This is a genomic window from Ruegeria sp. TM1040, from assembly GCF_000014065.1.
GTDB lineage: Bacteria > Pseudomonadota > Alphaproteobacteria > Rhodobacterales > Rhodobacteraceae > Epibacterium.
On the sequence record NC_008044.1, the window covers coordinates 2,126,503 to 2,152,948 of the forward strand.

A 26,446-nucleotide genomic window follows, 5' to 3' on the forward strand; every position below is an offset into this window, starting at 1 on the left:
CGGGCGTTCACAGAACCTATTGTGGGCGTACCTTTGGCTTGCTGCCTCCACCATGCCCAGACCATTGAAAACACCATCCGCGTCTCTCCTGACCATTCACGCCATGCCGCCTTCGACCAGCCCCTTGGCGATACGCGCGTAGGCCTCGGCCATGACGCCCTCTCCGGCTGCGATGGGCGTGCCGCTGTCGCCCGCCAGCCGGGTCTCCAGATCAATCGGCAGGGCCCCGAGGAGCGGCAGGCCCAGGTCCTTGGCTTCTGCGGCAACACCGCCGTTGCCAAAGATGTGATGGGTGCCGCCGCAATCGGGGCAGGTAAAGAAGGACATGTTCTCTATGAGGCCCAGCACCGGGGTTTTGAGCGTGTCGAACATATCAAGCGCCTTGCGCGCATCCAGAAGGGCCACATCCTGCGGGGTGGAGACCACGATGGCCCCCGACAGCTCGGCCTTGGTGCAGAGCGTGAGTTGCACATCGCCTGTGCCCGGCGGCAGGTCGACGATCAACACGTCAAGCTCGCCCCAGTTCACCTGCCCCAGCATCTGCTGGAGTGCGCCCATAAGCATCGGGCCGCGCCAGACCACGGCCTTGCGCTCCTCCACCATGAGGCCGATCGACATCACCGTGACCCCATGGGCATGGAGCGGCTCGATGGTGGTGCCATCGGGGCTGGCGGGGCGACCGGAGACCCCCATCATGCGTGGCTGCGAGGGGCCGTAGATGTCAGCGTCCAAGAGCCCGACCTTGCGCCCCTGCCGGGCCAGCGCCACCGCGAGGTTGGCGCTCACGGTGGATTTGCCAACGCCACCCTTGCCCGATCCCACCGCGAGGATGCGTTTCACGCCCGAGGGTTTCATCGGCGCAGCCTGCGGTTTAGGATGGCCACCCAGCTTGAGGCTCGGCGCAGGTTTTTGCGCCGATTTGGTCGGCGCAGCGGGACCATGCGCCGTAAGCACCACCGCGACCGTCTCGACACCGGGCAGCGCCTTGACCGAAGCCTCTGCCGCCCGGCGCAGCATCTCCATCTTGGAGGCCTCTTCCGGTGAGGCCGCCTCGATCACGAATCTCACTGTGCTGCCCTCGATGGAGAGGGCGCGCAGCATGTCGCGTGACACCAATGTGCCCCCACCCGGAAGCTCCAGACGGTCCAAAGCGGCGCGAATCTCTTCCTGTGTGACGGGCATGCGGGCAACTCCTGTTTCTGCCGTATTCGGGGGCCAGAGCTGATATAGACACGCGACGCTCCCGGCCCAAGCATCAAATTGCCCAGAGCGGCACCCCGGCGGATCAATTGTTGCCCACGCATACATCAATCTGAAAGATTGTCGCCCAGCCTTTAAGCAGTCGAGAAAAAATATCTTATCTACCCATGCACTTGCTGCATAGCAGAAATGACCAATCCCCGGATTGTGCGTCCGCAGCATTTCATTATCTTAAGGATCAACAGAGACAGACAGTCATTTGGACACACGGTCCAGACGACAGAGAAGCGAGACGAAACGATGGCAATTCTGAACACGATCCACGCACCCAAGTCCCTCACCTCCGGTGGTGTTGCCGCGATGATCGAAGGCCTGCGTGCCCGTTTTGCGCAGTATCGCGTCTACCGCGCGACCCTGAACGAACTGCGCGAGCTGAGCAACCGCGAGCTCGCAGATCTGGGGCTGAGCCGCTCCATGCTGAAAGGCATTGCTCTTGAAGCTGCCTATGGAGAGCTTAAGTAAGGATCAAACGAGATCAGGCCCTTTCTCCTCCTCCCTTAAGGGCCTGTCCTAAGCGGTGGCATCCTCCTCCTCCCTGATGCCACCGCACCCTATACCGGCCAGAAGCCGGGACCAGATGCATCAGGTTTCCTCCTCCCTTTAACCTGATGTGCAACAGAACGGCGGTGCCCCCTCCTCCTCCCTGGGCGCCGCCGTTTCCTGTTTTAGGAACAGGATCTTCCCCCTCTTTGTTAAAGTTGTGCCCGCGTCATGTTCTGCGCGGACGCCTGCGCTGTTTCACGCGCGCAAAAGCCCCGGTTTGAGGAGTCTTTGATCGCAGATTTCAGGTCACAGATTTCAGGTCACAGGATTTTGCCAACGGGCTTCGTGCACCGCAAGAGATCGCTCGCGGCCATAGCGCCAGCTGCGCTCCGTTGCAGATCCCCGGCAGTTGATACTGGGGTATGGCGGCGGGGCCGCAGGGGCGCCTGCCGCTGCGGCCCCGCCGCCCGGATCGGATCGCAAAGCGATCCGACCGTCTCAATCTCTAAGCCTGCGCTTTAGAACGGGATGTCATCGCTGGCGGAAACAAAGCGCGCCACCACCTTCTTGGGGCCGGCTTTTTCAAAATCCACCTCGAGCTTGTCGCCCTCGATCCCGACCACGGCACCATAGCCGAATTTCTGGTGAAACACCCGCTCCCCAACCGTAAAGCTGGAGGTCGCCGCCAGGTCGATGGTCTGCGCCTCGCTCTTGCGCGGTTTGCTGTAGCCACGTTCCGCCGTGCGGGCCTGCATCCGTTTCCAGCCGGGCGAGTTATAGCCATCGGCGTTGCTCATCCGCTCCTCGATGGTGGAACGCACCGCTGGCTCGGCAACCGCAGAGGCCGAAGGCGCAGCGGCCCCAAACCCGCCACCATAGAGGCCGGGAGGGGTCAGCACATCCACATGCTCTTCGGGCAGCTCGTCAATAAAGCGCGAAGGCAGTTGCGACTGCCACTGGCCAAAGACCCGCCGGTTGCCCGCAAAGGAAATCGTGCAGACCTTCTCGGCGCGGGTGATGCCCACATAGGCCAGACGGCGTTCTTCCTCGAGGCCCTTAAGGCCGCTTTCATCCATCGAGCGCTGCGAGGGAAAGAGCCCATCCTCCCACCCCGGCAGGAACACCGCCGGGAACTCCAGCCCTTTGGCGGCATGCAGCGTCATGATCGATACTTTTTGCTCGGCGTCTTGCTTGTCATTGTCCATCACAAGGCTGACGTGTTCGAGAAACCCCTGGAGATTATCGAAGTTTTCCAGCGCCTTCACCAGTTCCTTGAGGTTCTCGAGCCGGCCGGGGCTGTCGGGGTTCTTGTCCGCCTGCCACATGGAGGTATAGCCGCTCTCATCCAGGATGATCTCCGCAAGCTCCACATGCGAGACCTCTGTACGGGCCTGAAACGCCTCAAAGCTCTGCACGCCCTCGACCACCGCGTCCGGATCGTCCGGGTCGGCCAGCACGGTGCGGGTCATCTGGCCCCAACGGGCGATGTTTTCAACGAGACGGCGCAAGGCGGCCCCGCCCTTGCCCTTGATGAGGCCATCCTCGACCGCAAGCCGCGCGCCCTCAAGGAGAGAGACGCCATTGGCGCGCGCCACCGTTTGAATGGTCTGCTGGGCCTTGTCGCCAAGGCCGCGTTTGGGCGTGTTGACGATGCGCTCAAAGGCCAGATCATCTTCGGGCGAGATCACCACGCGGAAATAGGCCATGGCATCGCGGATTTCCAACCGCTCGTAAAAGCGCGGACCGCCGATGACACGATACGGCAGACCGATGGTCAGGAACCGGTCCTCAAAGGCGCGCATCTGGTGCGAGGCACGCACGAGAATCGCCATTTCATTGAGGCCATACTGGCGCATCCCCCGGGTGCCACGCTGCATCGCCTCGATTTCCTCGCCGATCCAGCGGGCCTCTTCCTCACCGTCCCAATGGCCAATGAGGCGGACTTTTTCGCCACCCTCGGCCTCGGTCCAGAGCTCCTTGCCCAACCGCCCTTCGTTGCCCCGGATGACACCGGAGGCTGCCGAAAGAATGTGTTTGGTGGAGCGGTAATTCTGCTCCAGCCGGATCACCTTGGCGCCGGAAAAATCCTTTTCAAACCGCAGGATGTTGCCCACCTCGGCGCCGCGCCAGCCATAGATCGACTGGTCATCGTCGCCCACGCAGCAGATGTTCTTGTGCCCCGACGCCAAGAGCCGCAACCAGAGATATTGGGCGACGTTGGTATCCTGATACTCGTCCACGAGGATGTAGCGGAACCAGCGGTGATATTGCGCCAGGAGGTCCGGGTTGTTCTGAAAAATCTCGACGCAGTGCAGCAGCAGATCGCCAAAATCAACCGCGTTCAGCTCCTTGAGGCGGGTCTGATACTGGTCGTAGAACTCGGTGCCGCGATGGTTATAGGCCGCCGCATCCCCCGCAGGCACCTTGGCAGGCGTCAGAGCGCGGTTTTTCCAGTCGTCGATGATGTTTGCCAGCATCCGCGCGGGCCAGCGCTTGTCGTCGATGCCCGCCGCCTGGATGAGCTGTTTCAGCAGGCGGATCTGATCGTCGGTGTCCAGAATGGTGAAGTTGGACTTCAACCCCACCAGTTCCGCATGTCGGCGCAGGAGCTTCACGCAGATCGAGTGAAAGGTGCCGAGCCACGGCATGCCCTCGGCAGGCTGACCGAGCATCCGGCCCACGCGGTCTTTCATTTCGCGCGCGGCCTTGTTGGTAAAGGTCACGGCGAGGATCTCGTTGGTGCGCGCCTTGTTCGTGTTCAACAGATGCACGATCCGGGTGGTCAGCGCCTTTGTCTTGCCGGTGCCCGCGCCCGCCAGCATCAACACCGGCCCATCCAGCGTCTCCACCGCGTCGCGTTGGGCCGGATTGAGACCATCCAGATAGGGCATGGGACGCGCGGCCATGGCGCGGGCGGACAATGATGCGCCCTCAAAGGCGTCCATTTCGTCAAATGTGCTCATGCGGCGATCCTAACCTGTTTCACAAAGGACGGGAAGAGGTCTGTTCACGCTCCGTTCCCACCCTTGCTGCGCGGATGTTGTGACACCGCCATAGCAGTGCCTTCTGCGACAATAAAGCGGGTCTGCGTGCCTGCCTCCTGTACCAAAGGCTAGGTCGGACACACGAAATGAACAGGCCGCTCGCCTTCAACAGGATCGCGCGCAGGCGCCGTTTGTGCTACGCCGGGCACAAGCGCCAATGGCGCGGAAAGGCCATGAAGATGAGACGTATCATATACACCAGCGACGCAAGCCCCCTGATGACGGACGAGAAAGTCGCCGCCATCGCGGAGAAATCCCGGCGCAAGAACGGAAGCATGGGGCTCACCGGGGCGTTGTCTTTTGACAAGGGGCGTTTCTTGCAACTGCTGGAGGGCCCGTCCGAGGCGGTGACCGCCCGGTTCGAGGCGATCCGGCGTGACGCGCGCCATCAGAACATCCAGATCATCTGCGACGTGCCGACCAATATGCGCAATTTCCCCAACAAACCAATGGCATTGATGCTGCCGGGCGAGGTGAGTGAAGACATGCATGAAGCCCTGTCGGCGCTTTTTGATCTGGCGGATGAACCTGTCGCCCCTTCGCGCCAGACCCTTGGCGATCTGTTGCCGCGGTTTTCGGAACTGGACGCCGCCTGAGCCCGCTTGCGTTTTGCACGCCAGCAGCCGCCCCTCAGAAAGATCGCTCCTGAGATCTGAGGCCCCCGACCCAATCCCCATAGAGAGCCAAACCGCCGAGACTCATCCGGCGCAGATGTCTTTGTGCGGTCTTCCCCGCGCAAAGGGGATAGACAGCGCCAGCGTTTTGCAAATGATGGCGGGCATGACTTTGGATCAACGCTACCCCGCATTGGATGATTTGCGCGCCAAGGCCCGCACGCGTCTGCCCCGATTTGTCTGGGAATACCTCGACAGCGCCACCGGGCGCGAAGCCACGCAGGCGCGCAACCGGCTCTGCCTTGACCGGATCGGGCTGATGCCCGCAATCCTTGGTGGCCCGCAGGAGGTGGACCTTGGCACCACCTTGTTTGGTACCCCGTTGCCGCGCCCCTTTGGCATTGCGCCGGTGGGGATGTCGGGGCTGATCTGGCCCGATGCCGAGGGTCATCTGGCCCGCCATGCCGCGCAGACCAATATCCCCTATGGGCTCTCGACGGTGGCAAGCCAAAGCCCCGAGGATCTGGCCCCGCATCTGGGCGCGCAGGGCTGGTTCCAGATGTATCCGCCCAAAGATGAAGGCATCCGCAAGGACATGCTGGAGCGTGCGCGGGCGGCGGGTTTCAAGGTGCTGGTGCTGACAGTCGATGTGCCGGTGGCGTCGCGCCGGGAGCGGCAGACCCGCTCGGGGCTGACGCAGCCGCCGCGTCTGACACCGCGCCTGCTGGCGCAGGTGGCGATCCGCCCGGCGTGGGCGCTGGGGATGGCGCGGCAGCATCGCGGCGAAGGGGGCATGCCGCATATGCGCACCCTTGATAAATACATCGAGGGCGCGGCCTCGGCTTTGTCCTCTACCGCCCATATTGGCTATTTGCTGCGGACTGCGCCCGATTGGGCGTACCTTGAATGGCTGCGCGATCATTGGGAGGGGCCGCTGGTGGTCAAGGGCGTTCTGGATGCGTGCGACGCGCCCCGGCTGGAGGCGGCAGGGGCTGATGCGATCTGGATCTCCAACCACGCGGGCCGTCAGTTTGATGCGGCCCCTGCCCCGATCGAGGTGCTCGAGGACATCCGTGCGGCCACCACCCTGCCGCTGATCCTCGACAGTGGTATCGAGGGCGGGCTTGATATTTTGCGCGCGCTGGCGCTCGGGGCTGATTTTGTGATGCTGGGTCGGGCCTGGCATTATGCGCTTGCAGCATTGGGCGCGGCCGGCCCTGCACATCTGCACGACATCCTGAGCAAAGATCTGACCGCCAACATGGGCCAGCTTGGCATCCGTACCCTGGCAGAGGTGCGCGACCTGAAGCGGCTCAGCCTCGACTAAAGGCGGCTCGATCAAAGGCAGCGTGCCGCAAAGGACCGCGCGGTGCGCGCCAAAAAGCGAGGGCGCAGCCCTCTGGACCGCGCCCTGCGTCTGTCCCCCCGGATCAGACTGGTCTTATGATCTGCCCTCTGCGGGCGCCCGATCAGGCTGCCAGCAACTGCTTGAAGCTCGCAAGGAAGTCGCGCACCAGGTGGCGCACGGTCAGATCGCGGCCGCGCAGCGGGCTGTTGATCGGCAGCAGAGCGCGCAGGGGCTGCACTTTGACGCCACCAAAGAGAGGCAGCGCAGCGGGTGTTTCATGCACAAAAACCCAGTCCAGGAAGGCGCGCATCTGGATTTCACGCGCTTGCAGAACCTTGAAATCACCGTGGCGCGGGTCGTGCTGGATCTTCTCGGCGCGACGACGGATTGCGGCCTCGTCGCCCTCGAGAATGTGCAGGAACCGACCCTGATGCGCCACCAGCATGCCGGTCAGACCCGCGCGACGGTTGTTGCGATGACAAGCGCCGGCGATATCCGCGATCTGCTGCGCGGTGAGATCCTGTTTGGCGGTGCTGACATAAACAAAGCGGTGCATCGTGCATGTTCCTTGGTTTGAAATATCCCGGACCCTGACTGACGTTGCTGCCCCCCCGGTCCAAATGGATCACCGTTTTGCTGATCCGCTGCGATTGAATAAAATTTATCCGAAATTCTCTCGAACAGAAGAACTATCCTAAAGAGTGGTTAACAGCCCAAAAGGGCAGTCGCGAAATGCTGCAGTGCAAAAAAAGCGTGCGCTGAGGCCTGCCTGTGGCTAAAAGGTCGTCAGCCCGCTGACCAAAATGGCTTTGAGTGGCGGCTAAAACCGGGAGGCCCCGGCCAAAGTTTCGCATTTCGGCAGCCTCCGGCGCCGAAATTCAAGATAAGGGACGCAAGTGAGCGCAATCATGCCGCAGATACCCAGAACCACGGATGGTCTGCGTGTCATACAGCCGTTACCACTTGCCCAACCTAGCAAGACCTCGGGGGAAAGATGACTGAGTTCAACAAAATCTTGATCGCCAACCGTGGTGAGATCGCCATCCGCGTGATGCGCGCCGCCAACGAGATGGGCAAACGCACCGTTGCTGTCTACGCGGAGGAGGACAAACTGGGCCTGCACCGCTTCAAGGCGGACGAAGCCTATCGTATTGGCGAGGGTCTTGGCCCGGTCGCCGCTTATCTCTCGATTGACGAGATCATCCGCGTGGCCAAGGAATGCGGCGCGGATGCGATCCATCCGGGCTATGGCCTTTTGTCGGAGAACCCCGACTTTGTGGATGCCTGCGCCCGCAACGGTATCACCTTTATCGGCCCCAAGGCCGAGACCATGCGCGCCCTTGGCGACAAGGCCAGCGCGCGCCGCGTCGCCATTGAGGCGGGCGTGCCAGTGATCCCCGCCACCGAGGTGCTGGGCGATGACATGGACGCGATCCGCAAAGAAGCGGCAGAGGTCGGCTATCCCCTGATGCTCAAGGCGAGCTGGGGCGGCGGCGGACGCGGGATGCGCCCGATCCACTCCGAGGACGAGCTCGAGGAAAAGGTTCTGGAAGGTCGCCGCGAGGCCGAAGCCGCATTCGGCAATGGCGAAGGCTATCTTGAGAAGATGATCACCCGCGCCCGTCACGTCGAGGTGCAGATCCTTGGCGACAAGCACGGCGAGATCTATCACCTCTATGAGCGCGACTGTTCGGTGCAGCGCCGCAACCAGAAGGTCGTGGAACGCGCGCCCGCGCCCTATCTCACGGATGCGCAACGCGCCGAGATCTGCGATCTGGGCCGCAAGATCTGCCAGCATGTGAACTATGAATGTGCGGGCACCGTCGAATTCCTAATGGATATGGAGACGGAGAAGTTCTACTTCATCGAGGTGAACCCGCGGGTGCAGGTGGAACACACCGTCACCGAAGAAGTCACCGGCATCGACATCGTGCAGGCGCAGATCCTGATTGCCGAGGGCAAGACCCTCGCAGAGGCCACCGGCAAGGCCAGCCAGGAAGAGATTTCGCTCAACGGGCATGCGCTGCAGACCCGTGTGACCACCGAAGATCCTCTCAACAACTTCATCCCGGACTATGGCCGCATTACCGCCTATCGCTCGGCCACCGGCATGGGCATCCGTCTGGATGGCGGCACCGCCTATGCGGGTGGGGTGATCACGCGCTACTATGACAGCCTGCTGACCAAGGTAACGGCCAAAGCGCCAACGCCGGAGAAGGCCATCGCCCGTATGGACCGCGCGCTGCGCGAGTTCCGGGTGCGCGGTGTCAGCACAAACATCGCCTTTGTCGAGAACCTGCTGAAGCACCCCACGTTCCTCAACAATGAATACACCACCAAATTCATCGACGAGACGCCGGAGCTGTTCCAATTCGCCAAGCGGCGCGACCGGGGCACCAAGGTGCTGACCTATATCGCGGATATTTCCGTTAACGGTCATCCCGAGACCGAAGGCCGCGCCGCGCCAGCTGCCGACCTCAAAGAGCCGCGCGCGCCGCGCGCCGATACGGGCAACCTGCCCTATGGCACGCGGAACCTGCTGGAGCAAAAGGGCGCAAAGGCGGTTGCCGACTGGATGAAAGCGCAGCGTCAGCTGCTCTTGACCGACACCACCATGCGCGACGGGCACCAGTCGCTGCTCGCCACCCGCATGCGGTCCATCGACATGATCAAGGTCGCGCCTGCCTATGCACAGAACCTCAGCCAGCTGTTCTCGGTCGAGTGCTGGGGCGGGGCGACGTTCGATGTGGCCTATCGCTTTTTGCAGGAATGCCCCTGGCAGCGTCTGCGCGACCTGCGCGAGGCGATGCCGAACCTGATGACGCAGATGTTGCTGCGCGCCTCCAACGGGGTGGGGTACACCAACTATCCCGACAACGTGGTGCAGTTCTTCGTCAAGGAAGCGGCCAAGGGTATCGACGTCTTCCGCGTGTTTGACAGCCTCAACTGGGTCGAGAACATGCGCGTCGCCATGGACGCCGTGGTCGAGAGCGGCAAGATCTGCGAAGGCACCATCTGCTACACCGGCGACATCCTTGACCCGGCCCGCGCCAAATATGACGTGAAATACTACGTCGGCATGGCCAAGGAACTGGAAGCCGCAGGCGCGCATGTGCTGGGCCTCAAGGACATGGCGGGTCTGTTGAAACCAGCCTCGGCCAAGCTCTTGATCAAGGCGCTGAAGGAAGAGGTCGGCCTGCCGATCCACTTCCACACCCATGACACCTCTGGCATCGCGGGCGCGACCATTCTGGCCGCGGCAGATGCGGGCGTTGATGCGGTCGATGCGGCGATGGACGCGTTTTCCGGCGGCACCTCGCAGCCCTGTCTGGGGTCGATCGTGGAGGCGCTCAAGAACACAGACCGCGACACCGGTCTGGACATTGGCAACATCCGCGAGATCTCGGAATACTGGGAGCAGGTGCGCGCGCAATACGCCGCCTTTGAATCCGGGCTGCAAGCGCCCGCGTCTGAGGTCTATCTCCATGAGATGCCCGGCGGTCAGTTCACCAACCTCAAGGCACAGGCCCGCAGCCTTGGACTTGAGGAGCGCTGGCACGAGGTTGCGCAGACCTATGCGGATGTGAACCAGATGTTTGGCGACATCGTCAAAGTGACCCCCTCCTCCAAGGTGGTGGGTGACATGGCGCTGATGATGGTCTCTCAGGGGCTTACCCGCGCGCAGGTCGAAGATCCCAAATCCGAAGTCTCCTTCCCCGACTCGGTGGTGGACATGATGCGCGGCAACCTGGGCCAGCCTCCGGGCGGTTTCCCCGAAAGCATCGTCAAGAAGGTGCTGAAAGGCGAAGCCCCCAATGTTGAGCGCCCCGGTGCGCATCTGGAGCCGGTCGACATCGAGAGCACCCGCGCCGAACTCTCCAAAGAGCTCGAAGGCTTCAAGGTCGATGACGAGGATCTCAACGGCTATCTAATGTATCCGAAGGTGTTCCTCGATTACATGGGCCGCCATCGCCAATACGGCCCGGTGCGCGCGCTGCCGACCAAGACGTTCTTTTACGGGATGGAACCCGGTGACGAGATCACCGCTGAGATCGACCCCGGCAAGACGCTGGAAATCCGCCTGCAAGCCATTGGCGAGACGGATGAAAAAGGCGAAGTGAAGGTGTTTTTCGAGCTGAACGGCCAGCCGCGCGTCATCCGCGTGCCCAACCGTCTGGTGAAATCCTCCACCACCCAGCGCCCAAAGGCCGAAGTAGGGAACATCAACCACATCGGTGCGCCGATGCCGGGTGTTGTGGCCTCCATCGGGGTTCAGGTGGGCCAGCAGGTGCACGAGGGCGATCTCTTGCTGACCATCGAGGCGATGAAGATGGAGACCGGCCTGCACGCCGAGCGCGACGCGGTGGTCAAGGCCGTCCACGTCCAGCCCGGTGGTCAGATCGACGCCAAGGATCTGCTGGTCGAACTGGAATGACCCAGGCCCCATGCTAAAATTCAGCCGCAGCTCCCCATCGGGGCTGCGGCTTTTTCATTTGGGGAATTCACATGAGCGAAGAGACGACCGGACAGCTCCCGGATGTTCTGTGGCATTACACGACATTCGATACGCTTACGGCGATTCTTACTTCTCAATGCCTTCTGGCCAGCGACTTTCGCGACACCAACGACCGCGAGGAAATCCTGTTTGGTTTCAAAGCCCTGCGAGACGCGTTTGGGACTCACAACACTTGGAACACCACTGAAGGCTTTGCAGATCCCGTGTCTGCAGCAATCCGAGAGAACGAGGAGCGTATCATAGAGGACCTGGAATCTAGCTTCTTGCACGGTCAGATGATCTGTCTGTCCAGCGCAAGGGATTCCCTGTCGATGTGGCGCGGATACGGTCAGCTCACCAATGGCGGCGGCAATGGCGCAGTGGCGATCGGGTTTTGCGCTGCAGACCTGCAAACCTTCTGTGGCCCAAGCGATGCAACGCTTCAATCTTCGACCGCGCACATCCAGCAAAACGCCTCAGGTGGGTTTGAAGGGCCAAGCAATGTTGACTATGCCTTCAGAAATTTCCCGCAACTTTCAAATGCACTTTCAAACGAGGATTACTCGGCCGACTTTCACCTCAAGTGGACGCATTACTTGGCCCATTGGATGAAGCACCGCAAACATCCCGCATTTGCCGAAGAACGAGAGTATCGAATTTGGGGGCATGCCTATGACGGCAACGACAAAGGTAACAGCCAACACGTAGTCTTTGTCGGCAACCACGATCGCCGCAAATTCCACTTGGCGCCGGCACCGGACGACATCCTCGGGCCGCTCACACATCCGTTGGCCATCCAGAAGATCATGGTCGGGCCAAAAACCGACTTCGCAAAAGTCGAGCGTTTCACCAGAAACGTCTTCCAATCTTACACCCACGATCGGCCCGATATGTGCGCCTCAAAAATTCCCTTCAAATAGTCACAACACCAGCCTGAACTTCATAAACGGCCTGCCTGCGTGCTCCACATCCGGCAGACGTTCTGCCCCCAGACGCCGCAGCGCTCCGAGATGACGACGCGATGGCGGCAAAAGAAAAGTCACAAAGGGAATGCGCGTGTCCTGCGCCGCCACCGCAAGGGCGGCCTTGGCGACTTGTATGCCCCGACCAAAGGCGCTGTGCCGCAGCACCAACCCGAAATCCCACTCCTCGTCCTCTTTCTGAAAACCGCCCCACCCGATATAGGCATCATCCGAGAGAATGCCCCAATGCCCCAGGCCGTCGCGCGCCCAGCAGGCTTCTTTGGCTGCGACAAACTGCTCGGTCTGCGCGGCATTCCACTCCACCCCTTCCAAGAGCGGCATGTGCTCGGCCATCAGAGGATCGGACATATGGGCCGTGATCTCTTGCGGGTCGATTTCGGACAGGCGAACAAAACGGATCACGGGGCGGTGCGGCTGTCTCATGGCGAAGATCTTCCTGACTGTGCATAGCGCGAGTGCTTTGCCCGCCTTAGCGGCCCCCGCACGGACGCTGCCAATCACATTTGCGCAATCGGGCCGTTTTATCCCACGCGCGTTCAAAAACGTCACAACCTGCGTCAGGCCGGTTGCGCCTTTCAATAATCCCCTCGGGAAGGAGGCCCGTATGGCCCGAGGGGGCAACCCGACCGGCGTTTTGAAATTTCCCGGATCCGCCCATATTTCCTCTTGCAGCCCCGCGCGACGCGGCATAAACACCATACACCGAATGGCAGCGCGGGCGTAGCTCAGGGGTAGAGCATAACCTTGCCAAGGTTAGGGTCGGGCGTTCGAATCGCCTCGCCCGCTCCATTCGAAATCGAAAAGGCCGCGCCTCCGGGTGCGGCCTTTCGCTTTGTGGCCCGCCGCGCTCTCCTCCCGCCGATGTCGACAAGGTAATCCTCTGCAGCTTCAGAGCGTCTGCAATTTTTGCCGGGATGCCGTAATTTTCCTCTTGCAGCCACAGACGGGATTGCCTAAACCCCGCCTCACCGAATGGCAGCGCGGGCGTAGCTCAGGGGTAGAGCATAACCTTGCCAAGGTTAGGGTCGGGCGTTCGAATCGCCTCGCCCGCTCCATTCGAAATCGAAAAGGCCGCGCCGCCGGGTGCGGCCTTTCGCTTTTCCACTCCCCACCACATCGCTTCGGTGCCCCCCCACCGACCACTCGGAGTGGACATTTTTTAGAGCAACGAGGCGATTTTCCTCTTGCAGCCAGAGACGGGATTACATAAACCCCGCGTCACCGAATGGCAGCGCGGGCGTAGCTCAGGGGTAGAGCATAACCTTGCCAAGGTTAGGGTCGGGCGTTCGAATCGCCTCGCCCGCTCCATTCGAAATCGAAAAGGCCGTGCCTTCGGGCGCGGCCTTTCGCGTTTCAGAGCCTTTTGCATTTATTGAACAAAGACTTGCGACTTTTGATCAAAACCCTTTGACTGCCCCGCAAATGCACGCCAATCCTAACGCCAACCTGTGACAGCAAAGGATTGGCCAGATGGCGAGCGTGATCTACCCGACGACGAATTTCACCGCGACGGAGCAGCTCTGCATCACCCACGGTGAGGGGATCTACGTCTATGACGACACCGGCAAACAATATATCGAAGGCCTCGCGGGCCTGTGGTGTACCTCGCTGGGCTATTCCAACACCGAGGTGGTCGAGGCCATCACCGAGCAGTTGAAACGCCTGCCCTTCCAGCACACGTTTGGCGGCAAGACCCACGCGCCGGTGATGGAGTTGGCCGAAAAGCTGAAGGCAATGGTGCCGGTCGAGGACGCCTATTTCTTCTTTGGCAATTCCGGCTCGGACGCAAACGACAGCCACTACAAGATGCTGCGCTATTACTTCAACGCGATCGGCAAGCCGCACAAGCGCAAGATCATCACTCGCGAGCGCGGCTATCACGGCGTGACCGTGGCGGCGGGATCGCTGACCTCCCTGCCTGCGAACCTCGCCCATTTCGACGCCCCGCTTGAGGCGCTCTCGATCCTGCGCACCGATGCGCCGCATTATTACACCGGCCGCCAAGGCAATGAGACCGAAGCGCAGTTTGTCGAGCGCATCCTGCAAAACCTCGAAGACCAGATCCTCGCCGAGGACCCCGACACGATCGCCGCGATGATCATCGAGCCGATCACCGGCGCCTCCGGTGTAATCGTGCCCCCCGAAGGCTACTACGAGGGGCTGCAGGCGCTTTTGCGCAAACATGGCATCCTGATCTGGGCGGATGAGGTCATCTGCGGCTTTGGTCGCACAGGCGCCGATTTTGGCTGCACCACCATGGGCATCAAACCGGACCTCATGACCTTTGCCAAGCAGCTGTCTTCGGCCTATTTCCCGATCTCCGCCTCCGTCATTCCCGGCTGGATGTACAAGGCGATGGTGGATCAGACCAATGAGGTCGGCGTCTTTGGCCATGGCTACACCTACTCGGGCCACCCCGCCGCCTGTGCTGCGGCCCTGAAGACGCTCGAAATCTACGAGCGCGACAAGATCTTTGACCACGCCGCCGAGGTCGGCACCTACCTGCAAGAGCAACTGCGCGCGACCTTCACCGATCACCCGCTGGTGGGCGAGGTGCGCGGCAAAGGCCTGATCGCCGCGCTCGAACTGGTTTCAAACAAGACCACCGGCGCCACCATCGCAGGCGGCAAGGGTGGTGCTGCCGCAGTCAAAGCCTGCCAGACCGAGGGCGTGATCCTGCGCGCGGTGGCCGGCAATGCGCTGGCCTTCTGCCCGCCGCTCATCATCACAAAGCCAGAGGTGGACGAGATGCTCAAACGCACCAAGGCCGGTGTCGATGCTGCCTACGAGGCCCTGAGATCCGAAGGCCTCCTGAACAGCTGATCCAAAACAAAAGGCGCCGCGATCGAATCGGGCGCCTTTTCATCTTCTTACAAATATCCCGGAGCGCGAGGCAGCGCCTCGCAACAGGCTTTTCCCATAGGGAAAAGCACACCCTGCGCGCCGCACGGCGCTCCTTCTGGCCCCCCTCAGAAGACCTTGAAGGTCATCGTCGTCAGCGAGCGCTCGATATTGGGGATCTGAAGCAGATGGTCGTTGATGTATTTTCCCACATCCTCGCCGGAGGGGATATAGAGCTTCATCAGCAGATCATATTCGCCACTGGTGGAGTAGAGTTCCGAGTGGATTTCATGCAGCGCAATATCCTCGGCCACCTTATAGGTGGTGCCGGGTTTGCAGCGGATCTGGATAAAGACACAGGTGGACATTTCTCGCCTCAGCTTCTGTCAGGTCTGGTTGGCCTGCAACCTCGCATGTGGCGCAAGAAAGGGCAATCCCGGCAAATCCAACGCCGCACTGTGAGAGGCCGATCGCGACACCACATCCCCCCGACAATCGGCGCTGCCCCCTTGAGCCTGAGCACCTCTCAGCCCTATAAGCCTAGCCAACAGATTGAGGATTTCGCCATGCGCACAGCCCAGGTTTCCCGCTCCACCGCCGAGACGGAGATCTCCGTCTCCGTCAACCTCGATGGCAGCGGCACATATGACAATCAGACCGGCGTTGGCTTTTTTGACCATATGCTCGACCAGTTGTCGCGCCACTCTCTGATTGACATGACCATCCGCGCCAAGGGCGACTACCACATCGACGACCACCATACCGTCGAGGACACCGGCATCGCACTGGGTCAGGCCCTGGTGCAGGCGCTTGGCGACAAAAAAGGCATCAACCGCTACGGCGAGTGTCACCTGCCGATGGATGACGCGCAGGTGCGCGCGGCGCTCGATCTCTCCGCCCGGCCTTTCCTTGTCTGGAATGTGGATCTGCCCACGCAGAAGATCGGCAGCTTTGACACCGAACTCGTCCGCGAGTTCTTTCAGGCGCTGGCGACCCATGGTGGCATCACCCTGCATATCGACCAGATCCATGGGGTGAACAGCCACCACATCGCCGAGGCCGCCTTCAAGGCCGTGGCCCGCGCGCTGCGCACCGCGGTTGAGGTCGACCCCCGCAAGGCCGACGCCGTCCCTTCCACCAAAGGCGCGCTCTGACACGCTCCAGAAGAGCCCCCAGGCTCTCGCCCGCTTTTGCCTCGCCCAGACGCGTGCCCTAAGAGGGCTGCCGGGCCGGGGCGCATAAGATCCCGAGGATTTACCTATGCTGACCGCCATCATCGACTATGAGTCCGGCAATCTGCACTCCGCCGAGAAGGCCTTTCAGCGCATGGCGACAGAGGTCGGCGCGGGGGATGTGGTTGTCACATCCGACGCCGATGTGGTGGCCCGCGCTGATCGGTTGGTGCTGCCCGGCGACGGTGCCTTTCCCGCCTGCGCCGCAGAGCTGCGCGGCCACAAGGGCATCTATGACGCCATGGTCGAGGCTGTGGAGGTCAAGGGCCGTCCCTTCCTCGGGATCTGCGTTGGCATGCAGTTGATGGCCACCACCGGTCACGAATATGAGGACACGCCGGGGCTTGGCTGGGTCGACGGGGATGTGGTGAAAATCACCCCGGCAGAGGCACATCTGAAGGTGCCGCATATGGGCTGGAACGATCTGGTGATCAATCACCCGCACCCGGTGTTTGACGGCATCTCGACCGGGGATCACTGCTATTTCGTGCACAGCTACCATTTCCGCGTCGCCAACCCGAACGAACGGCTGGCACATGTGGATTATGCGGGCGATGTCACGGCAGTGATCGGGCGCGACACCATGCTTGGCATGCAGTTTCACCCCGAAAAGAGCCAGCATGTCGGGCTCAAGATGATCGGCAATTTCCTCACCTGGAAACCCTGACCCCTGCCCTTATCCTGCTTTGTCTCCCGCTCTAATCTGGACGCAAGCCGCCCCTTGGGGCGGCACGCGCAAGAGGCGACAGGCTGCTTGCGCGCCACCGGAAGCGCCGCGCGCCCGCCCCATCGAGGGGCGGGCGCGCGGCGTTTGGCGTCGATGTCATGTCTCACAGCCCTCGTCTCATGGCGAAGCCCACACCCGGATCGGACCCGATCGCAGGCCAAACGCGCTCCGCCTCGGGCCGCGGTGCTCTGCCTCAGGCCGCGGTGCTCTGCCGCAATGAAACGGGGGCCACGCCGTAGAATTTGCGAAAGGCCCGTGCAAACCCTTCTGGCGAGTCGTAGGCATAGCGGCGCGCGACGGCCTCAACCCGGTCGCCTCGGATGAGATCCTGACGCGCCAGCGTCAGCCGCCAACGCCTGAGATACCCCATGGGGGTCTCGTTCATCTGCGCCGAGAACAGCTCGGAAAAGCGCGAAAGCGACAGTCCTGCCTCCTGCGCAAGATCCGAGGTGGTCCAGCTCCGCCCCGGCGCATCATGCATCGCCACAATCGCGCGGGCCAATCGAGGGTCGGCGAGACCCGCAAGGAGACCGGGCGCTGCCGTGCCGGCCTCGATCAAATGGCGCAGGAGGCGCACCATCAGGACCTGACCGAGGCTCGAAACCACAGACTGCGCCCCACAGCGGTGCGCCTCCCGTTCCTGACGCAACAAGGCCAGCACGGACGCAAGGGCCGGGGCCTCGGCAAGATCCACCTCCACCCGCTGCGGCAGCGCCGCCACAAGCGGATTATGCGCCCCGTCCCAATCCACACGCAGCGCCAGACCGACCCCCTCTGCCCCGGTGTCCTCAACCCACCCTTCGGGGGTGAACACAAGGATCTGACGCCCTGCCTCCGGCTGCATCACACAAAGGTTGCCCGCCCCGCGCGCGGCCAGAACCACCCGCATCCGAAAGCGGTCAATCAGGGTCGTGAGACGGTCCATGCGCTGCTCCGAATATCTCACAGCGTGTTTCACTGCGTGTAGACTTCGGAATATTGGTCAGCTTTTTCGGAATTATCAAGCCCAGAGTCGTGCGATACCCTCTGCAGAGCTGTTCCGGCGCGCCGGGACAGTGTCACATCAGACACCCCTCAAGACTGACCCACATACGGAGACACATCATGCTGATCCCTCGCCAGAAAACCCCGGACCTTACCCTGCCTCTCTTGGGTGGCGGCCAGTTTGATCTGGCCTCCGAGGCCTCTGAACGCGGCACCGTCATCTGCTTTTACCGTGGCCTGCACTGCCCGATTTGTGCCAACTACCTCAAGGAGTTCGAAAAGCGCGTGGCCGACTTTGCCGAGCGCGGCGTGAAGACCATCGCCATCAGCTCTGACGGCGAGGAGCGCACCCGCCAGATGGCAGAGAAGATCGAAGCCGAAAACCTGCGCTTTGCCTATGATCTGCCGCTCTCCGTGGCCAAGGACTGGGGGCTCTATATCTCCACCTCGCGGGGCAAGACATCGATTGGCATTGAAGAGCCTGCGCTCTTTGCCGAGCCGGGCCTCTTTATGGTGACACCCGAGCAGACGCTGTACTACGGCTCTGTGCAGACGATGCCCTTTGTGCGCCCGCATTTCTCGGAACTGGTGGCGGCGCTAGATTTTGCCATTGCCAATTCCTATCCGGCGCGCGGCGAATACACCGGCGCGGTCTGAGCGCACCTCTGCATCCCAGCTGCATCACCGGTCCCCGAAACGGCCAAGAGCAATGGACATCGCCTGACCAAGAAGGCATATGGGCCTGACCAGTTTTACGGTCAGGCCCACGCACTCTTGTACTTACGTTTCGAAAAATTCAGTCACCGGGACGGGCAGCATCGCTATCTGGTGCTGAGCCTTACGCCGACGCTGTTTGGGGACTGGTGCGTGATCCAATCCACCGGTCCGATTGGACAACCAGGTGGCCAGGAGCGGCGCAACTATTGCCCCACCCTCGGAGAGGCTGAAACCCTGTTCGAGAGCACGCGGGAGCGACAGGTCAAGCGTGGCTTTGTGCCGATCCCGGTGCAGATGGGCCTGTTCTGAACGCACAAGCCCGCTGATGGTTTCCTGCTGGCTCCCTGTGAAAGCGCGCCTTATTTCACCCGTGTCCAGGTCTGTTTCGAGCAGATCAGGCCGCCCGCGACACAGCCCCGCAGACGCAGGCTGTTGCCGTTGAGATCCATCTTGCCGATGTAGATTTTATCGTTTGACGGGCGCCAGACCTTGCCCTCATAGGCGCCGCCGCCTTGCGGGACCATGTCCATCACCAGCGTTTTGCCAAGGTTGGGGGAGCTGTATTCTCCGCCGTCGTTGAAGGTGCGTGCGATGGTGCCGCAGAGAGCCGCACCGCAGGGCTTCATCGCGATATGTGCGTAAGAGCCGTCATCGGGCTGTGTCTTCCAGGTGCCCTCGATGGGGTCGGCAGCAAAGGCTGCAGTGCTCATCCCAACTATGAGCGCAATGCTCGCGAGTATCTGTTTCATATGTCTTGTCCTCCCTATGAGGTGAAGTCTGACCGAGGCAGGCGCATTCAGGCAAGATTGACCTCGGGTCGCCCTCGGCACTGCGTGCGCTCAGGACCGGGCGCCACCCCGACAGGGCGCTCGCGCCATGGGACATTCTGTGCGTCGCAATTCGCCCCTGACCTCCCGCGTTGCCTCCCCCCACCAGTTGAACCACACATGAAAGCGGGGCAATTGAGGCGCCAGAAGGCGCGGGCTACGTTGCAATTCACCTGCGGCTTGGGCAAAAGGGCAGCCGAAAGATATTCCACCATCACCAAAAGGGCGCACTGATGATCCTCTACCCTGCCATTGACCTCAAGGACGGCCAGGCCGTGCGACTTCTGCATGGTGACATGGACAAGACCACCGTATTCAACGACAACCCCGCCGCGCAGGCGCTGGAGTTTGTGGCGGCGGGCTGCGAATGGCTGCATCTGGTGGATCTCAACGGAGCCTTTGCGGGCGAGCCTGTAAATGCGGCCCCCGTTGAGGAGATCCTGAGGCAATGCAAGGTGCCCGCGCAGCTGGGTGGTGGCATTCGGGACATGGCTACGATCGAGCGCTGGCTCGACAAGGGGCTGGCGCGGGTCATCCTTGGCACCGTGGCGGTGGAAAACCCCGACCTCGTGCGCGAGGCAGCACGCGCCTTTCCGGGCAAGGTCGCCGTAGGGATTGATGCCCGCAATGGCAAGGTCGCAACCAAGGGCTGGGCCGAGGAAACCGATGTCGAGGTGACCGATCTGGCGAAATCCTTCGAGGACGCGGGCGTTGCAGCCATCATCTACACCGACATCATGCGCGACGGTGCCATGAAGGGGCCCAATATCGACGCGACAGCAGCGCTGGCCAATGCGGTCTCTATCCCGGTGATTGCGTCGGGCGGGGTGTCATCCCTTGAAGATCTGCATGCACTCAAGTCCTGCGGTGCGGCGCTCAACGGCGCGATCTCTGGTCGGGCGCTTTATGATGGTGCGATTGATCTCGCCGAGGCGCTGGCCGTCCTGAAGGGCTAAACACGCCAAGGCAAATGGCGCTGCGGTGCCAGTCTTTTCCCACGCTCAGACCGAGATCGACCGCTGAGAGAGAGGGGTTTCGCTTCGGGCTTCGCCCGAAGCGACCGCGGTGGCGCGTGTCCATTGGACACGCGCCACCGCGCCCGGCCCAACGCCAACAGATCCACGCCAGAAGCGGGGATCGTATTGGGGGCGGGAGCTTTCTCTTTTCTGGGCATTGCGCCCGCTGTCGGGAGGGCGGCGCTCTGCGGCACCTTGACCTCTGGGCACACATGGTAAGGGGCGCCATAGTGCGTGCAACACAGGAGCCGCGCCATGCCCCAATCTTCCCCCCAGTCCAAAGTCATATCCTGCCCGTTGCCCAAGACCTCGACCCTATGGCAGCGGGTGCAGCCTCAGGATTTTATCGATGGCTATGCCGTCGAAAGCGCTCTTTCCCCTCGGGAGGCAATGGAAATTGGCCTCAGCATGCCCGGCTGGGCCAGCGCGCTTTTGGCCCTGCGCAATCGTCTTGTTGCGCCCTTGGGGCTCAAGACCGAGGCCAGCGATACCGGCGAAGGGGCCATTTTCCCGGTCACGCATGAAGACGAGAGCGAGATCATCCTTGGGACAGACGACAGCCACCTCGACTTTCGCATCTGCATCCGTCGCGAGGCCGGACGCATCCATATGGCGACCTGGGTACATCGCAACAATCTCTTGGGGAGAGCCTATCTTGTGGCAGTGATGCCGTTTCACATTCTGATTGTGCGCGACTCCATGCGCCGGATCGCCCGCGCCAGCGCGCCGCTTGCTCCTGTCAGCTAGGCCGCCAAGCAGATCTGACCTGACGCTCCACCAGTCTGGCCCCAGCCCGATGGTCTAACAGCCTGACAGAGGATCGCGGATTTCCCGCGTCCCGGCGCTATGCCCTCTTTTCCCGCCGCCGGTTCCGGTCCATAAGGCCCCTATGCTAAAGACCCGTCTCATTCCCTGTCTCGATGTTGCCGATGGCCGTGTGGTCAAAGGCGTGAATTTTGTTGGCCTACGCGATGCGGGCGACCCGGTAGAAGCCGCGCGCGCCTATGATGCGGCCGGAGCCGACGAGATCTGTTTCCTCGACATCCATGCAACCCACGAGAACCGTGGCACCATGTTTGACATGGTCCGCCGCACCGCCGAGCAGTGCTTTGTACCGCTCACTGTGGGGGGCGGCGTACGCACCAAGGACGATGTGCGGGCGCTATTGCTGGCGGGGGCCGACAAGGTCTCGTTCAATTCCGCCGCTGTGGCCAACCCGGATGTGATCGCCGAGGCCGCCGACCAGTTCGGCAGCCAGTGCATCGTCTGCGCCATCGACGCCAAATCCGTCGCCCCCGGCAAGTGGGAGATTTTCACCCATGGCGGACGTCGCGAGACCGGCATCGACGCGGTGGAATTCGCCCGCTTGGTGACCGCCAAGGGCGCGGGCGAGATCCTCTTGACCTCGATGGATCGCGACGGCACCAAATCGGGCTTCAACCTCGAGATGACCCGCGCGATTTCCGATGCGGTGAATGTGCCGGTGATTGCTTCGGGCGGTGTCGGCACCCTGGATCACCTCGTGGACGGTGTGACCAAAGGTGGCGCCAGCGCGGTGCTGGCGGCCTCGATCTTCCACTTTGGCGAATACACGGTGCAAGAAGCCAAGGAACACATGATCGCCAATGGCATCCCGATGAGGCTCCAATGACCTTGCTGCACGACCTCGAACAGACCATTCTGTCCCGCAAGGGCACCGATCCCGACACCAGCTGGACCGCGAAGCTCTTGTCCAAGGGGCCGGAGAAATGCGCCGAAAAATTTGGCGAAGAAGCCATCGAAGCCATCATCGAAGCGGTGAAGGACGACAAAGCCAAGCTCGCCTCTGAGGGCGCGGATGTGCTCTACCATTTTCTGGTGATGCTGGCAGCGCGGGATGTGGCGTTGGACGATGTTCTGACTGTGCTTGCTGAGCGGCAGGGTCTGAGCGGCCTTGCGGAGAAAGCCGCCCGTCCCAAAGGCTAGGCGCAAAAGCGTCGGGGCCAAGCGCGCGGCCCAAAGCGGACCGAGTGCAAAGCCGCCTATTCCACGGCCCAGATCACCCTCTGCAGACCCGCGAGTCGTGCAAGGCGGCCAAGTTCCGCATCAAGTTTCTGCAGGCGTTTGGGCGTCTTCAAATGCGGATGTTCCATCCAAAGTTTGCTGAGCGTGAGCGTACCCTTGCTGCGATCGCCCTTGATCTCGGCGCGGCCCACCAGGCGGCTGCCCTCCAAGAGCGGGTAGATGTAATACCCCCACTGTCGTTTGGCGGCGGGCACAAACATTTCAACTGTGTAGTCAAAGCCAAACAGCCGCGCCAGCCGCTTGCGATCGCGGATGGCCGGGTCGAACGGGTTCAGAATGCGCAGCCGCGAGGTGGGCGATGAGAGCGCCGCAATGCGGGTTTCGATATCGCTGCAGGCCAGCACGTTGGACCAGCTGCCATCCGCGCCCTCGACCTCGGCCTCGATCAGATCGGGCGCCGCCTCTTCTGCCCAGCGCGCCACTTCTTCGACCGCGCACGCCTCCCAGAATTTGCGGATCTGCCCCAAAGTGCCAAAGCCGATCCGATCAAGCGCCGCATGACAGAGCCCCTGCACCTGAGCCTGATCGCTCAGCTGAGGCACGTCTTGCGGATACACGCGCTCGGCCAGATCGTAGTATTTGGTAAAGCCCTCCCGATGCGAGGTGGCCAGTTCGCCCGCATACCAGAGATAGTCGAGCACCATCTTGTGCGGCGGGCGGGTCCACATGGCCGTCCTGTCCGCACGCCTGGTCTCAAAGTCCTTGGTGGAGAGCGGGCCGTCCTCCGTGATCCGGCGCAAAACGTCCGAAATCAGCTCGGGGTCCAGATGCTTGCCAAACCAGTTGGAGCGGCTCACCTGATGCTTTTTGCGCGCAAACTGCCGCTGCCACATGGGCAGAAACGCCATCGGCAACACCGAGGCATCATGGGTGAAATGCTCAAACACCTGTCGGTGCGTGCGCAGCAGCGGGTCGAGCATCGGCTCGCGGTAATTCTGATTGCGGCTCCAGAGGATGTGATGATGCGCGCGCGACACCACCTGAATGGTATCAAGTTGCACGAAGCCAAGCTGTTCGATCAGCCCGAGTACATCCAGAGGCCCGGTGGGCGTCTGCGCCAGGCCATGCAACTGAAGCCACAGGCTGCGGGCGGTTCGATTGTCTATTTTTAATCGGGCCATTCAGCAGCGCCTCCGTGTTCCCCCTTTGTTTCACACAAAGAGGGAGGAGGAAAGCCGTTTCTAGCGGTCCGCAAGAGCGCCCCGACGCGCCGGGACACGGCCCGGCGCAACGGGTGCAGTTCTATCAAAACCGAGGGCGGCCCTCAGCCCCGACCGCGATAGGGCGGCACACCCTGATCGGGAATCCAGACACCCTCGGGGATCGTGCCGGACTGCCAAAAGACATCAATCGGGATACCGCCGCGCGGATACCAATAGCCCCCGATCCGCAGCCATTGCGGGTCGAGAAAGTCGACCAGCCGCCGCGCGATCGAGATGGTGCAATCCTCGTGAAAGGCGCCGTGGTTGCGAAAGGAGGTCAGGAAGAGCTTGAGCGACTTTGATTCCACCAGCCACGGGCCAGGAACATAGTCGATCACCAGATGGGCAAAGTCCGGCTGGCCCGTCATCGGACAGAGCGAGGTGAACTCCGGCGCGGTGAAGCGCACGTTATAGGCCACATCTGCCTGCGGGTTTGCCACCCGTTCCAGCTCGGCCTCTTCGGGGCTGGCAGGGATGCGGGTCTCACCGCCCAGTTGTTTGAGGTTTTGGTAAATATCTTCAGACATTGAACTCTCCATCACATCAGACGCCACGTTTGTTGCCCCAGATGAGGACATGCAGTTGCGGCAGAATACGAGGCGCAAACCACCGCTCGCCCATGGCCCGTTCCGTGAGCCAGCGCAGGCGCTCCGCCTGTGCATTGAGATCCACAGGGGTTTCGGGGTCGACCTCGGGGTTGCCGGGCTGCAGATACAGCGGCAGGTCACTGTGGCGGCGGTGAACCTCCCGCGCCCAGAGATAGTCGGCCTCATCAAAGATCACGATCTTCATCACCTGCTGGCGCGCCCCTGCGCCGATTTTGCGACAGGCAATAAAGGCGCCCCAATCCACGTCTTCCCCACTGGAGGGCGGTTTGGGCGAAAGCACCAGCGTCTCAAGATCGGAGAACCACGGTCGCGGGATCGAGCCTTGGGTTTCGCAGGCAAACCGATAGCCCGCCGCCTTTCCCCGCGCGATGAGCGGGCCGAAGTCCTGGATTGCCGGGTTGCCGCCCGAGAGCGACACGGTCAGGGGCTGGTCTCCCGAGAGGCGGCGCACCTCCTGCCAGACGGCTTCGGTCTCCATCGCGGCCCAGCTGTGGCGGTGCGCGCTGTCCACCGCATGCAGGCTGTCGCACCAGCTGCAGCGATAATCGCAGCCGCCCGCGCGCACAAAGACCGTGGGTTCGCCAATCAAGGCCCCCTCGCCCTGAATCGTCGGGCCAAAAATCTCTGCGATCCTGAGGGTCATGGCCGGTACTCCGCCCAGGTCTTTGGGGTCTCGCTCACGAGGACCGCGCTGGTTTCGGGCCAGCGCGCGGCGCACCACTCGTAGAAATGGCGTGCCATGTTTTCCGCCGTGGACGGGCTGTCCATCACATCATTGAGATGCCGGTGGTCGAAGTGATCGTCGATATAGGTCTTGAGCGGTTTGAGATCATGATAATCGCGCACAAAACCATCCGCGTTGAGGCTCTCGGCGGCCAGCTCCACCACCACGATATAGTTGTGCCCATGCAGGCGCGCGCATTGGTGATCCAAAGGCAGATGTGACAACTGGTGCGAGGCGGAGAAGTGAAACTCCTTGCGAATGCGAAACATCACTCTGCCTCCCGCCCGGCAATGGCCGCGCTCCAATAGTCTGGGTCGGCATAGACCGTGGGGTCCGCAACCTCCGCCAGATGGAAAGCCTCGCGCCGCTCCACGCAGGTGCCACAACGGCCGCAGTGGATGTCACCGCCCTTGTAGCAGGACCATGTTTCAGCAAAGGGCGTGTTGTGAGCGGCGCCGGCACGCACGATGTCGGCCTTGCTCTGCTCGACAAAGGGCGTGTGCAGGCGCACATCGGCATAACCGTCCAGCGCCGCGCGCTGCATCGTTTCAAAGGCGCGGGTGAAGCCGGGTCGACAATCGGGATAGATGAAGTGATCCCCGCCATGCACGGCGGTGGCCACGGCCTCATCCCCTTGCGCCGCCGCGACGCCAAAGCCAATCGCAAGCATGATCGCATTGCGGTTGGGCACCACGGTGATCCGCATGGTGTCCTCGGCGTAATGCCCATCGGGGACGTCGATGTCGTCGGTGAGCGCCGACCCGGAGAGCGCGCCACCGATGCTGCGCATGTCGATCAGGTGAAACGGCACGCCCAGCCGCGTGGCAGCGGCGCGGGCAAAGTCAAGTTCCTTGCGATGGCGTTGACCATAGTCAAAGGAAACCAGACGGGTAAGTTGGTATTTCTGGGAGGTGATATGCGCCAGCGACACGGAATCGAGTCCGCCAGAGCAGATGACAAGTGTTTTCATATCTGGGGCCCTTGTTTTGATGTCCGGGTAGGCTGCGACCGGATGGCGGGCCTTATTTCAGAAACCGCGGAATTTGCAAGAGCCCTCTCTCTGGGCGCTTTGAGCACACGAAATGACGCCCCCGCCAACGCGCGCAAAAAGTGGAGCGCTGGCACAGTTTCATGCGTGATCATGAGGGAGGTAGAATTGGGCGATTGGGGCAGGATAATGCGCGCGTCTTCCTATGGCGGCACGCAGGCGCACCCTCTCCCGTTCCCGATATATACCGAGGTAATTCAATGAATTAGTGATATACAAAGGGAGGAGA

General features: G+C 61.8%; 26 protein-coding genes and 3 tRNA genes. 17 read left to right on the forward strand and 12 right to left on the reverse strand.

Annotated elements, in window-relative coordinates:
• Positions 1 to 96: 96 nt before the first annotated feature.
• Entirely contained in the window at positions 97 to 1,182 is a 1,086-nt protein-coding gene (locus TM1040_RS14510) for an Mrp/NBP35 family ATP-binding protein (protein ID WP_011539347.1), read from the reverse strand.
• A gap of 318 nt (positions 1,183 to 1,500) precedes the next feature.
• Between TM1040_RS14510 and TM1040_RS14515 the strand changes: the two genes are divergently transcribed.
• Positions 1,501 to 1,722, forward strand: coding sequence for a DUF1127 domain-containing protein (locus TM1040_RS14515; protein WP_011539348.1), 222 nt, complete (start codon positions 1,501 to 1,503; stop codon positions 1,720 to 1,722).
• Between the two features lie 539 nt (positions 1,723 to 2,261).
• On the opposite strand, the gene TM1040_RS14520 is transcribed toward TM1040_RS14515, so the two are convergent.
• The gene (locus tag TM1040_RS14520) at positions 2,262 to 4,706 is read right to left on the reverse strand and encodes an ATP-dependent helicase (protein WP_011539349.1); all 2,445 of its coding nucleotides are present in this window, start codon (positions 4,704 to 4,706) and stop codon (positions 2,262 to 2,264) included.
• 260 nt (positions 4,707 to 4,966) lie between these two features.
• On the opposite strand from TM1040_RS14520, the gene TM1040_RS14525 reads away from it, so the two are divergent.
• Both TM1040_RS14525 and TM1040_RS14530 read left to right on the forward strand, forming a co-directional pair.
• Complete coding sequence (locus tag TM1040_RS14525) at positions 4,967 to 5,383, forward strand: BLUF domain-containing protein (RefSeq protein WP_044027223.1); 417 nt, start codon at positions 4,967 to 4,969, stop codon at positions 5,381 to 5,383.
• A 175-nt stretch (positions 5,384 to 5,558) separates the two neighbouring features.
• Entirely contained in the window at positions 5,559 to 6,728 is a 1,170-nt protein-coding gene (locus tag TM1040_RS14530; RefSeq protein ID WP_011539351.1) for an alpha-hydroxy acid oxidase, read from the forward strand.
• A 142-nt stretch (positions 6,729 to 6,870) separates the two neighbouring features.
• On the opposite strand, the gene TM1040_RS14535 is transcribed toward TM1040_RS14530, so the two are convergent.
• Entirely contained in the window at positions 6,871 to 7,305 is a 435-nt protein-coding gene (locus TM1040_RS14535) for a BLUF domain-containing protein (RefSeq protein ID WP_011539352.1), read from the reverse strand.
• 438 nt (positions 7,306 to 7,743) lie between these two features.
• On the opposite strand from TM1040_RS14535, the gene TM1040_RS14540 reads away from it, so the two are divergent.
• Both TM1040_RS14540 and TM1040_RS14545 read left to right on the forward strand, forming a co-directional pair.
• On the forward strand, positions 7,744 to 11,184 hold the full coding sequence (locus TM1040_RS14540) for a pyruvate carboxylase (protein ID WP_011539353.1): 3,441 nt from the start codon (positions 7,744 to 7,746) through the stop codon (positions 11,182 to 11,184).
• A 71-nt stretch (positions 11,185 to 11,255) separates the two neighbouring features.
• Entirely contained in the window at positions 11,256 to 12,164 is a 909-nt protein-coding gene (locus tag TM1040_RS14545; protein ID WP_011539354.1) for a DUF2971 domain-containing protein, read from the forward strand.
• Here the strand turns inward: TM1040_RS14545 and TM1040_RS14550 are convergent, their stop codons facing one another.
• Entirely contained in the window at positions 12,165 to 12,650 is a 486-nt protein-coding gene (locus TM1040_RS14550; RefSeq protein ID WP_011539355.1) for a GNAT family N-acetyltransferase, read from the reverse strand.
• A 291-nt stretch (positions 12,651 to 12,941) separates the two neighbouring features.
• On the opposite strand from TM1040_RS14550, the gene TM1040_RS14555 reads away from it, so the two are divergent.
• The 4 genes from TM1040_RS14555 to TM1040_RS14570 all read left to right on the forward strand — a co-directional run bounded on the left by TM1040_RS14555 (position 12,942) and on the right by TM1040_RS14570 (position 15,050).
• Positions 12,942 to 13,016, forward strand: a tRNA-Gly gene (locus TM1040_RS14555).
• Between the two features lie 191 nt (positions 13,017 to 13,207).
• Positions 13,208 to 13,282, forward strand: a tRNA-Gly gene (locus TM1040_RS14560).
• A gap of 178 nt (positions 13,283 to 13,460) precedes the next feature.
• Positions 13,461 to 13,535: transfer RNA gene (locus tag TM1040_RS14565), tRNA-Gly, on the forward strand.
• A gap of 162 nt (positions 13,536 to 13,697) precedes the next feature.
• Positions 13,698 to 15,050, forward strand: a complete 1,353-nt coding sequence (locus TM1040_RS14570) for an aminotransferase (protein ID WP_011539356.1) — start codon at positions 13,698 to 13,700, stop codon at positions 15,048 to 15,050.
• 146 nt (positions 15,051 to 15,196) lie between these two features.
• Here the strand turns inward: TM1040_RS14570 and TM1040_RS14575 are convergent, their stop codons facing one another.
• Positions 15,197 to 15,436 carry an Lrp/AsnC family transcriptional regulator gene (locus TM1040_RS14575; protein WP_005652398.1) on the reverse strand — a complete coding sequence of 80 codons (240 nt, stop codon included), beginning with the start codon at positions 15,434 to 15,436 and terminating at the stop codon, positions 15,197 to 15,199.
• Between the two features lie 198 nt (positions 15,437 to 15,634).
• On the opposite strand from TM1040_RS14575, the gene hisB reads away from it, so the two are divergent.
• Together hisB and hisH are read left to right on the forward strand one after the other, a co-directional pair.
• A complete protein-coding gene (hisB, locus tag TM1040_RS14580) occupies positions 15,635 to 16,222 on the forward strand; it encodes an imidazoleglycerol-phosphate dehydratase HisB (RefSeq protein WP_011539357.1) in 588 nt (195 codons plus the stop codon).
• Between the two features lie 106 nt (positions 16,223 to 16,328).
• Positions 16,329 to 16,967: an imidazole glycerol phosphate synthase subunit HisH gene (gene hisH, locus TM1040_RS14585; protein ID WP_011539358.1), complete on the forward strand. Its 639-nt coding sequence runs from the start codon at positions 16,329 to 16,331 to the stop codon at positions 16,965 to 16,967.
• 253 nt (positions 16,968 to 17,220) lie between these two features.
• On the opposite strand, the gene TM1040_RS14590 is transcribed toward hisH, so the two are convergent.
• Complete coding sequence (locus TM1040_RS14590) at positions 17,221 to 17,952, reverse strand: helix-turn-helix transcriptional regulator (protein ID WP_011539359.1); 732 nt, start codon at positions 17,950 to 17,952, stop codon at positions 17,221 to 17,223.
• A gap of 179 nt (positions 17,953 to 18,131) precedes the next feature.
• Here TM1040_RS14590 and TM1040_RS14595 point away from each other — a divergent pair, with 179 nt between their 5' ends.
• Both TM1040_RS14595 and TM1040_RS14600 read left to right on the forward strand, forming a co-directional pair.
• Positions 18,132 to 18,668: a peroxiredoxin-like family protein gene (locus tag TM1040_RS14595; RefSeq protein WP_011539360.1), complete on the forward strand. Its 537-nt coding sequence runs from the start codon at positions 18,132 to 18,134 to the stop codon at positions 18,666 to 18,668.
• 117 nt (positions 18,669 to 18,785) lie between these two features.
• The gene (locus tag TM1040_RS14600) at positions 18,786 to 19,037 is read left to right on the forward strand and encodes a WGR domain-containing protein (protein ID WP_011539361.1); all 252 of its coding nucleotides are present in this window, start codon (positions 18,786 to 18,788) and stop codon (positions 19,035 to 19,037) included.
• Between the two features lie 50 nt (positions 19,038 to 19,087).
• On the opposite strand, the gene TM1040_RS14605 is transcribed toward TM1040_RS14600, so the two are convergent.
• Positions 19,088 to 19,477: a DUF2147 domain-containing protein gene (locus TM1040_RS14605; RefSeq protein ID WP_011539362.1), complete on the reverse strand. Its 390-nt coding sequence runs from the start codon at positions 19,475 to 19,477 to the stop codon at positions 19,088 to 19,090.
• A 311-nt stretch (positions 19,478 to 19,788) separates the two neighbouring features.
• On the opposite strand from TM1040_RS14605, the gene hisA reads away from it, so the two are divergent.
• The 4 genes from hisA to TM1040_RS14625 all read left to right on the forward strand — a co-directional run bounded on the left by hisA (position 19,789) and on the right by TM1040_RS14625 (position 22,536).
• A complete protein-coding gene (gene hisA / locus TM1040_RS14610) occupies positions 19,789 to 20,511 on the forward strand; it encodes a 1-(5-phosphoribosyl)-5-[(5-phosphoribosylamino)methylideneamino]imidazole-4-carboxamide isomerase (protein WP_011539363.1) in 723 nt (240 codons plus the stop codon).
• Positions 20,512 to 20,826: 315 nt separating this feature from the next.
• Positions 20,827 to 21,318 carry a DUF2867 domain-containing protein gene (locus tag TM1040_RS14615; RefSeq protein ID WP_011539364.1) on the forward strand — a complete coding sequence of 164 codons (492 nt, stop codon included), beginning with the start codon at positions 20,827 to 20,829 and terminating at the stop codon, positions 21,316 to 21,318.
• A gap of 142 nt (positions 21,319 to 21,460) precedes the next feature.
• Positions 21,461 to 22,222, forward strand: coding sequence for an imidazole glycerol phosphate synthase subunit HisF (hisF, locus tag TM1040_RS14620; protein WP_011539365.1), 762 nt, complete (start codon positions 21,461 to 21,463; stop codon positions 22,220 to 22,222).
• Positions 22,219 to 22,536, forward strand: a complete 318-nt coding sequence (locus TM1040_RS14625) for a phosphoribosyl-ATP diphosphatase (RefSeq protein WP_011539366.1) — start codon at positions 22,219 to 22,221, stop codon at positions 22,534 to 22,536. Before hisF ends, TM1040_RS14625 begins: the two co-directional genes overlap by 4 nt.
• 56 nt (positions 22,537 to 22,592) lie before the next feature.
• Here the strand turns inward: TM1040_RS14625 and TM1040_RS14630 are convergent, their stop codons facing one another.
• From TM1040_RS14630 to queC, 5 genes are all read right to left on the reverse strand, one after another.
• Positions 22,593 to 23,756, reverse strand: a complete 1,164-nt coding sequence (locus TM1040_RS14630; protein WP_011539367.1) for a winged helix-turn-helix domain-containing protein — start codon at positions 23,754 to 23,756, stop codon at positions 22,593 to 22,595.
• Positions 23,757 to 23,899: 143 nt separating this feature from the next.
• Positions 23,900 to 24,364, reverse strand: a complete 465-nt coding sequence (gene queF, locus TM1040_RS14635) for a preQ(1) synthase (protein ID WP_011539368.1) — start codon at positions 24,362 to 24,364, stop codon at positions 23,900 to 23,902.
• 16 nt (positions 24,365 to 24,380) lie between these two features.
• On the reverse strand, positions 24,381 to 25,088 hold the full coding sequence (queE, locus tag TM1040_RS14640; RefSeq protein ID WP_011539369.1) for a 7-carboxy-7-deazaguanine synthase QueE: 708 nt from the start codon (positions 25,086 to 25,088) through the stop codon (positions 24,381 to 24,383).
• Positions 25,085 to 25,438, reverse strand: a complete 354-nt coding sequence (gene queD, locus TM1040_RS14645; protein WP_011539370.1) for a 6-carboxytetrahydropterin synthase QueD — start codon at positions 25,436 to 25,438, stop codon at positions 25,085 to 25,087. Before queD ends, queE begins: the two co-directional genes overlap by 4 nt.
• On the reverse strand, positions 25,438 to 26,139 hold the full coding sequence (queC, locus tag TM1040_RS14650) for a 7-cyano-7-deazaguanine synthase QueC (RefSeq protein WP_011539371.1): 702 nt from the start codon (positions 26,137 to 26,139) through the stop codon (positions 25,438 to 25,440). The genes queD and queC overlap by 1 nt, the downstream gene beginning before the upstream one ends.
• Between the last annotated feature and the right edge of the window lie 307 nt (positions 26,140 to 26,446).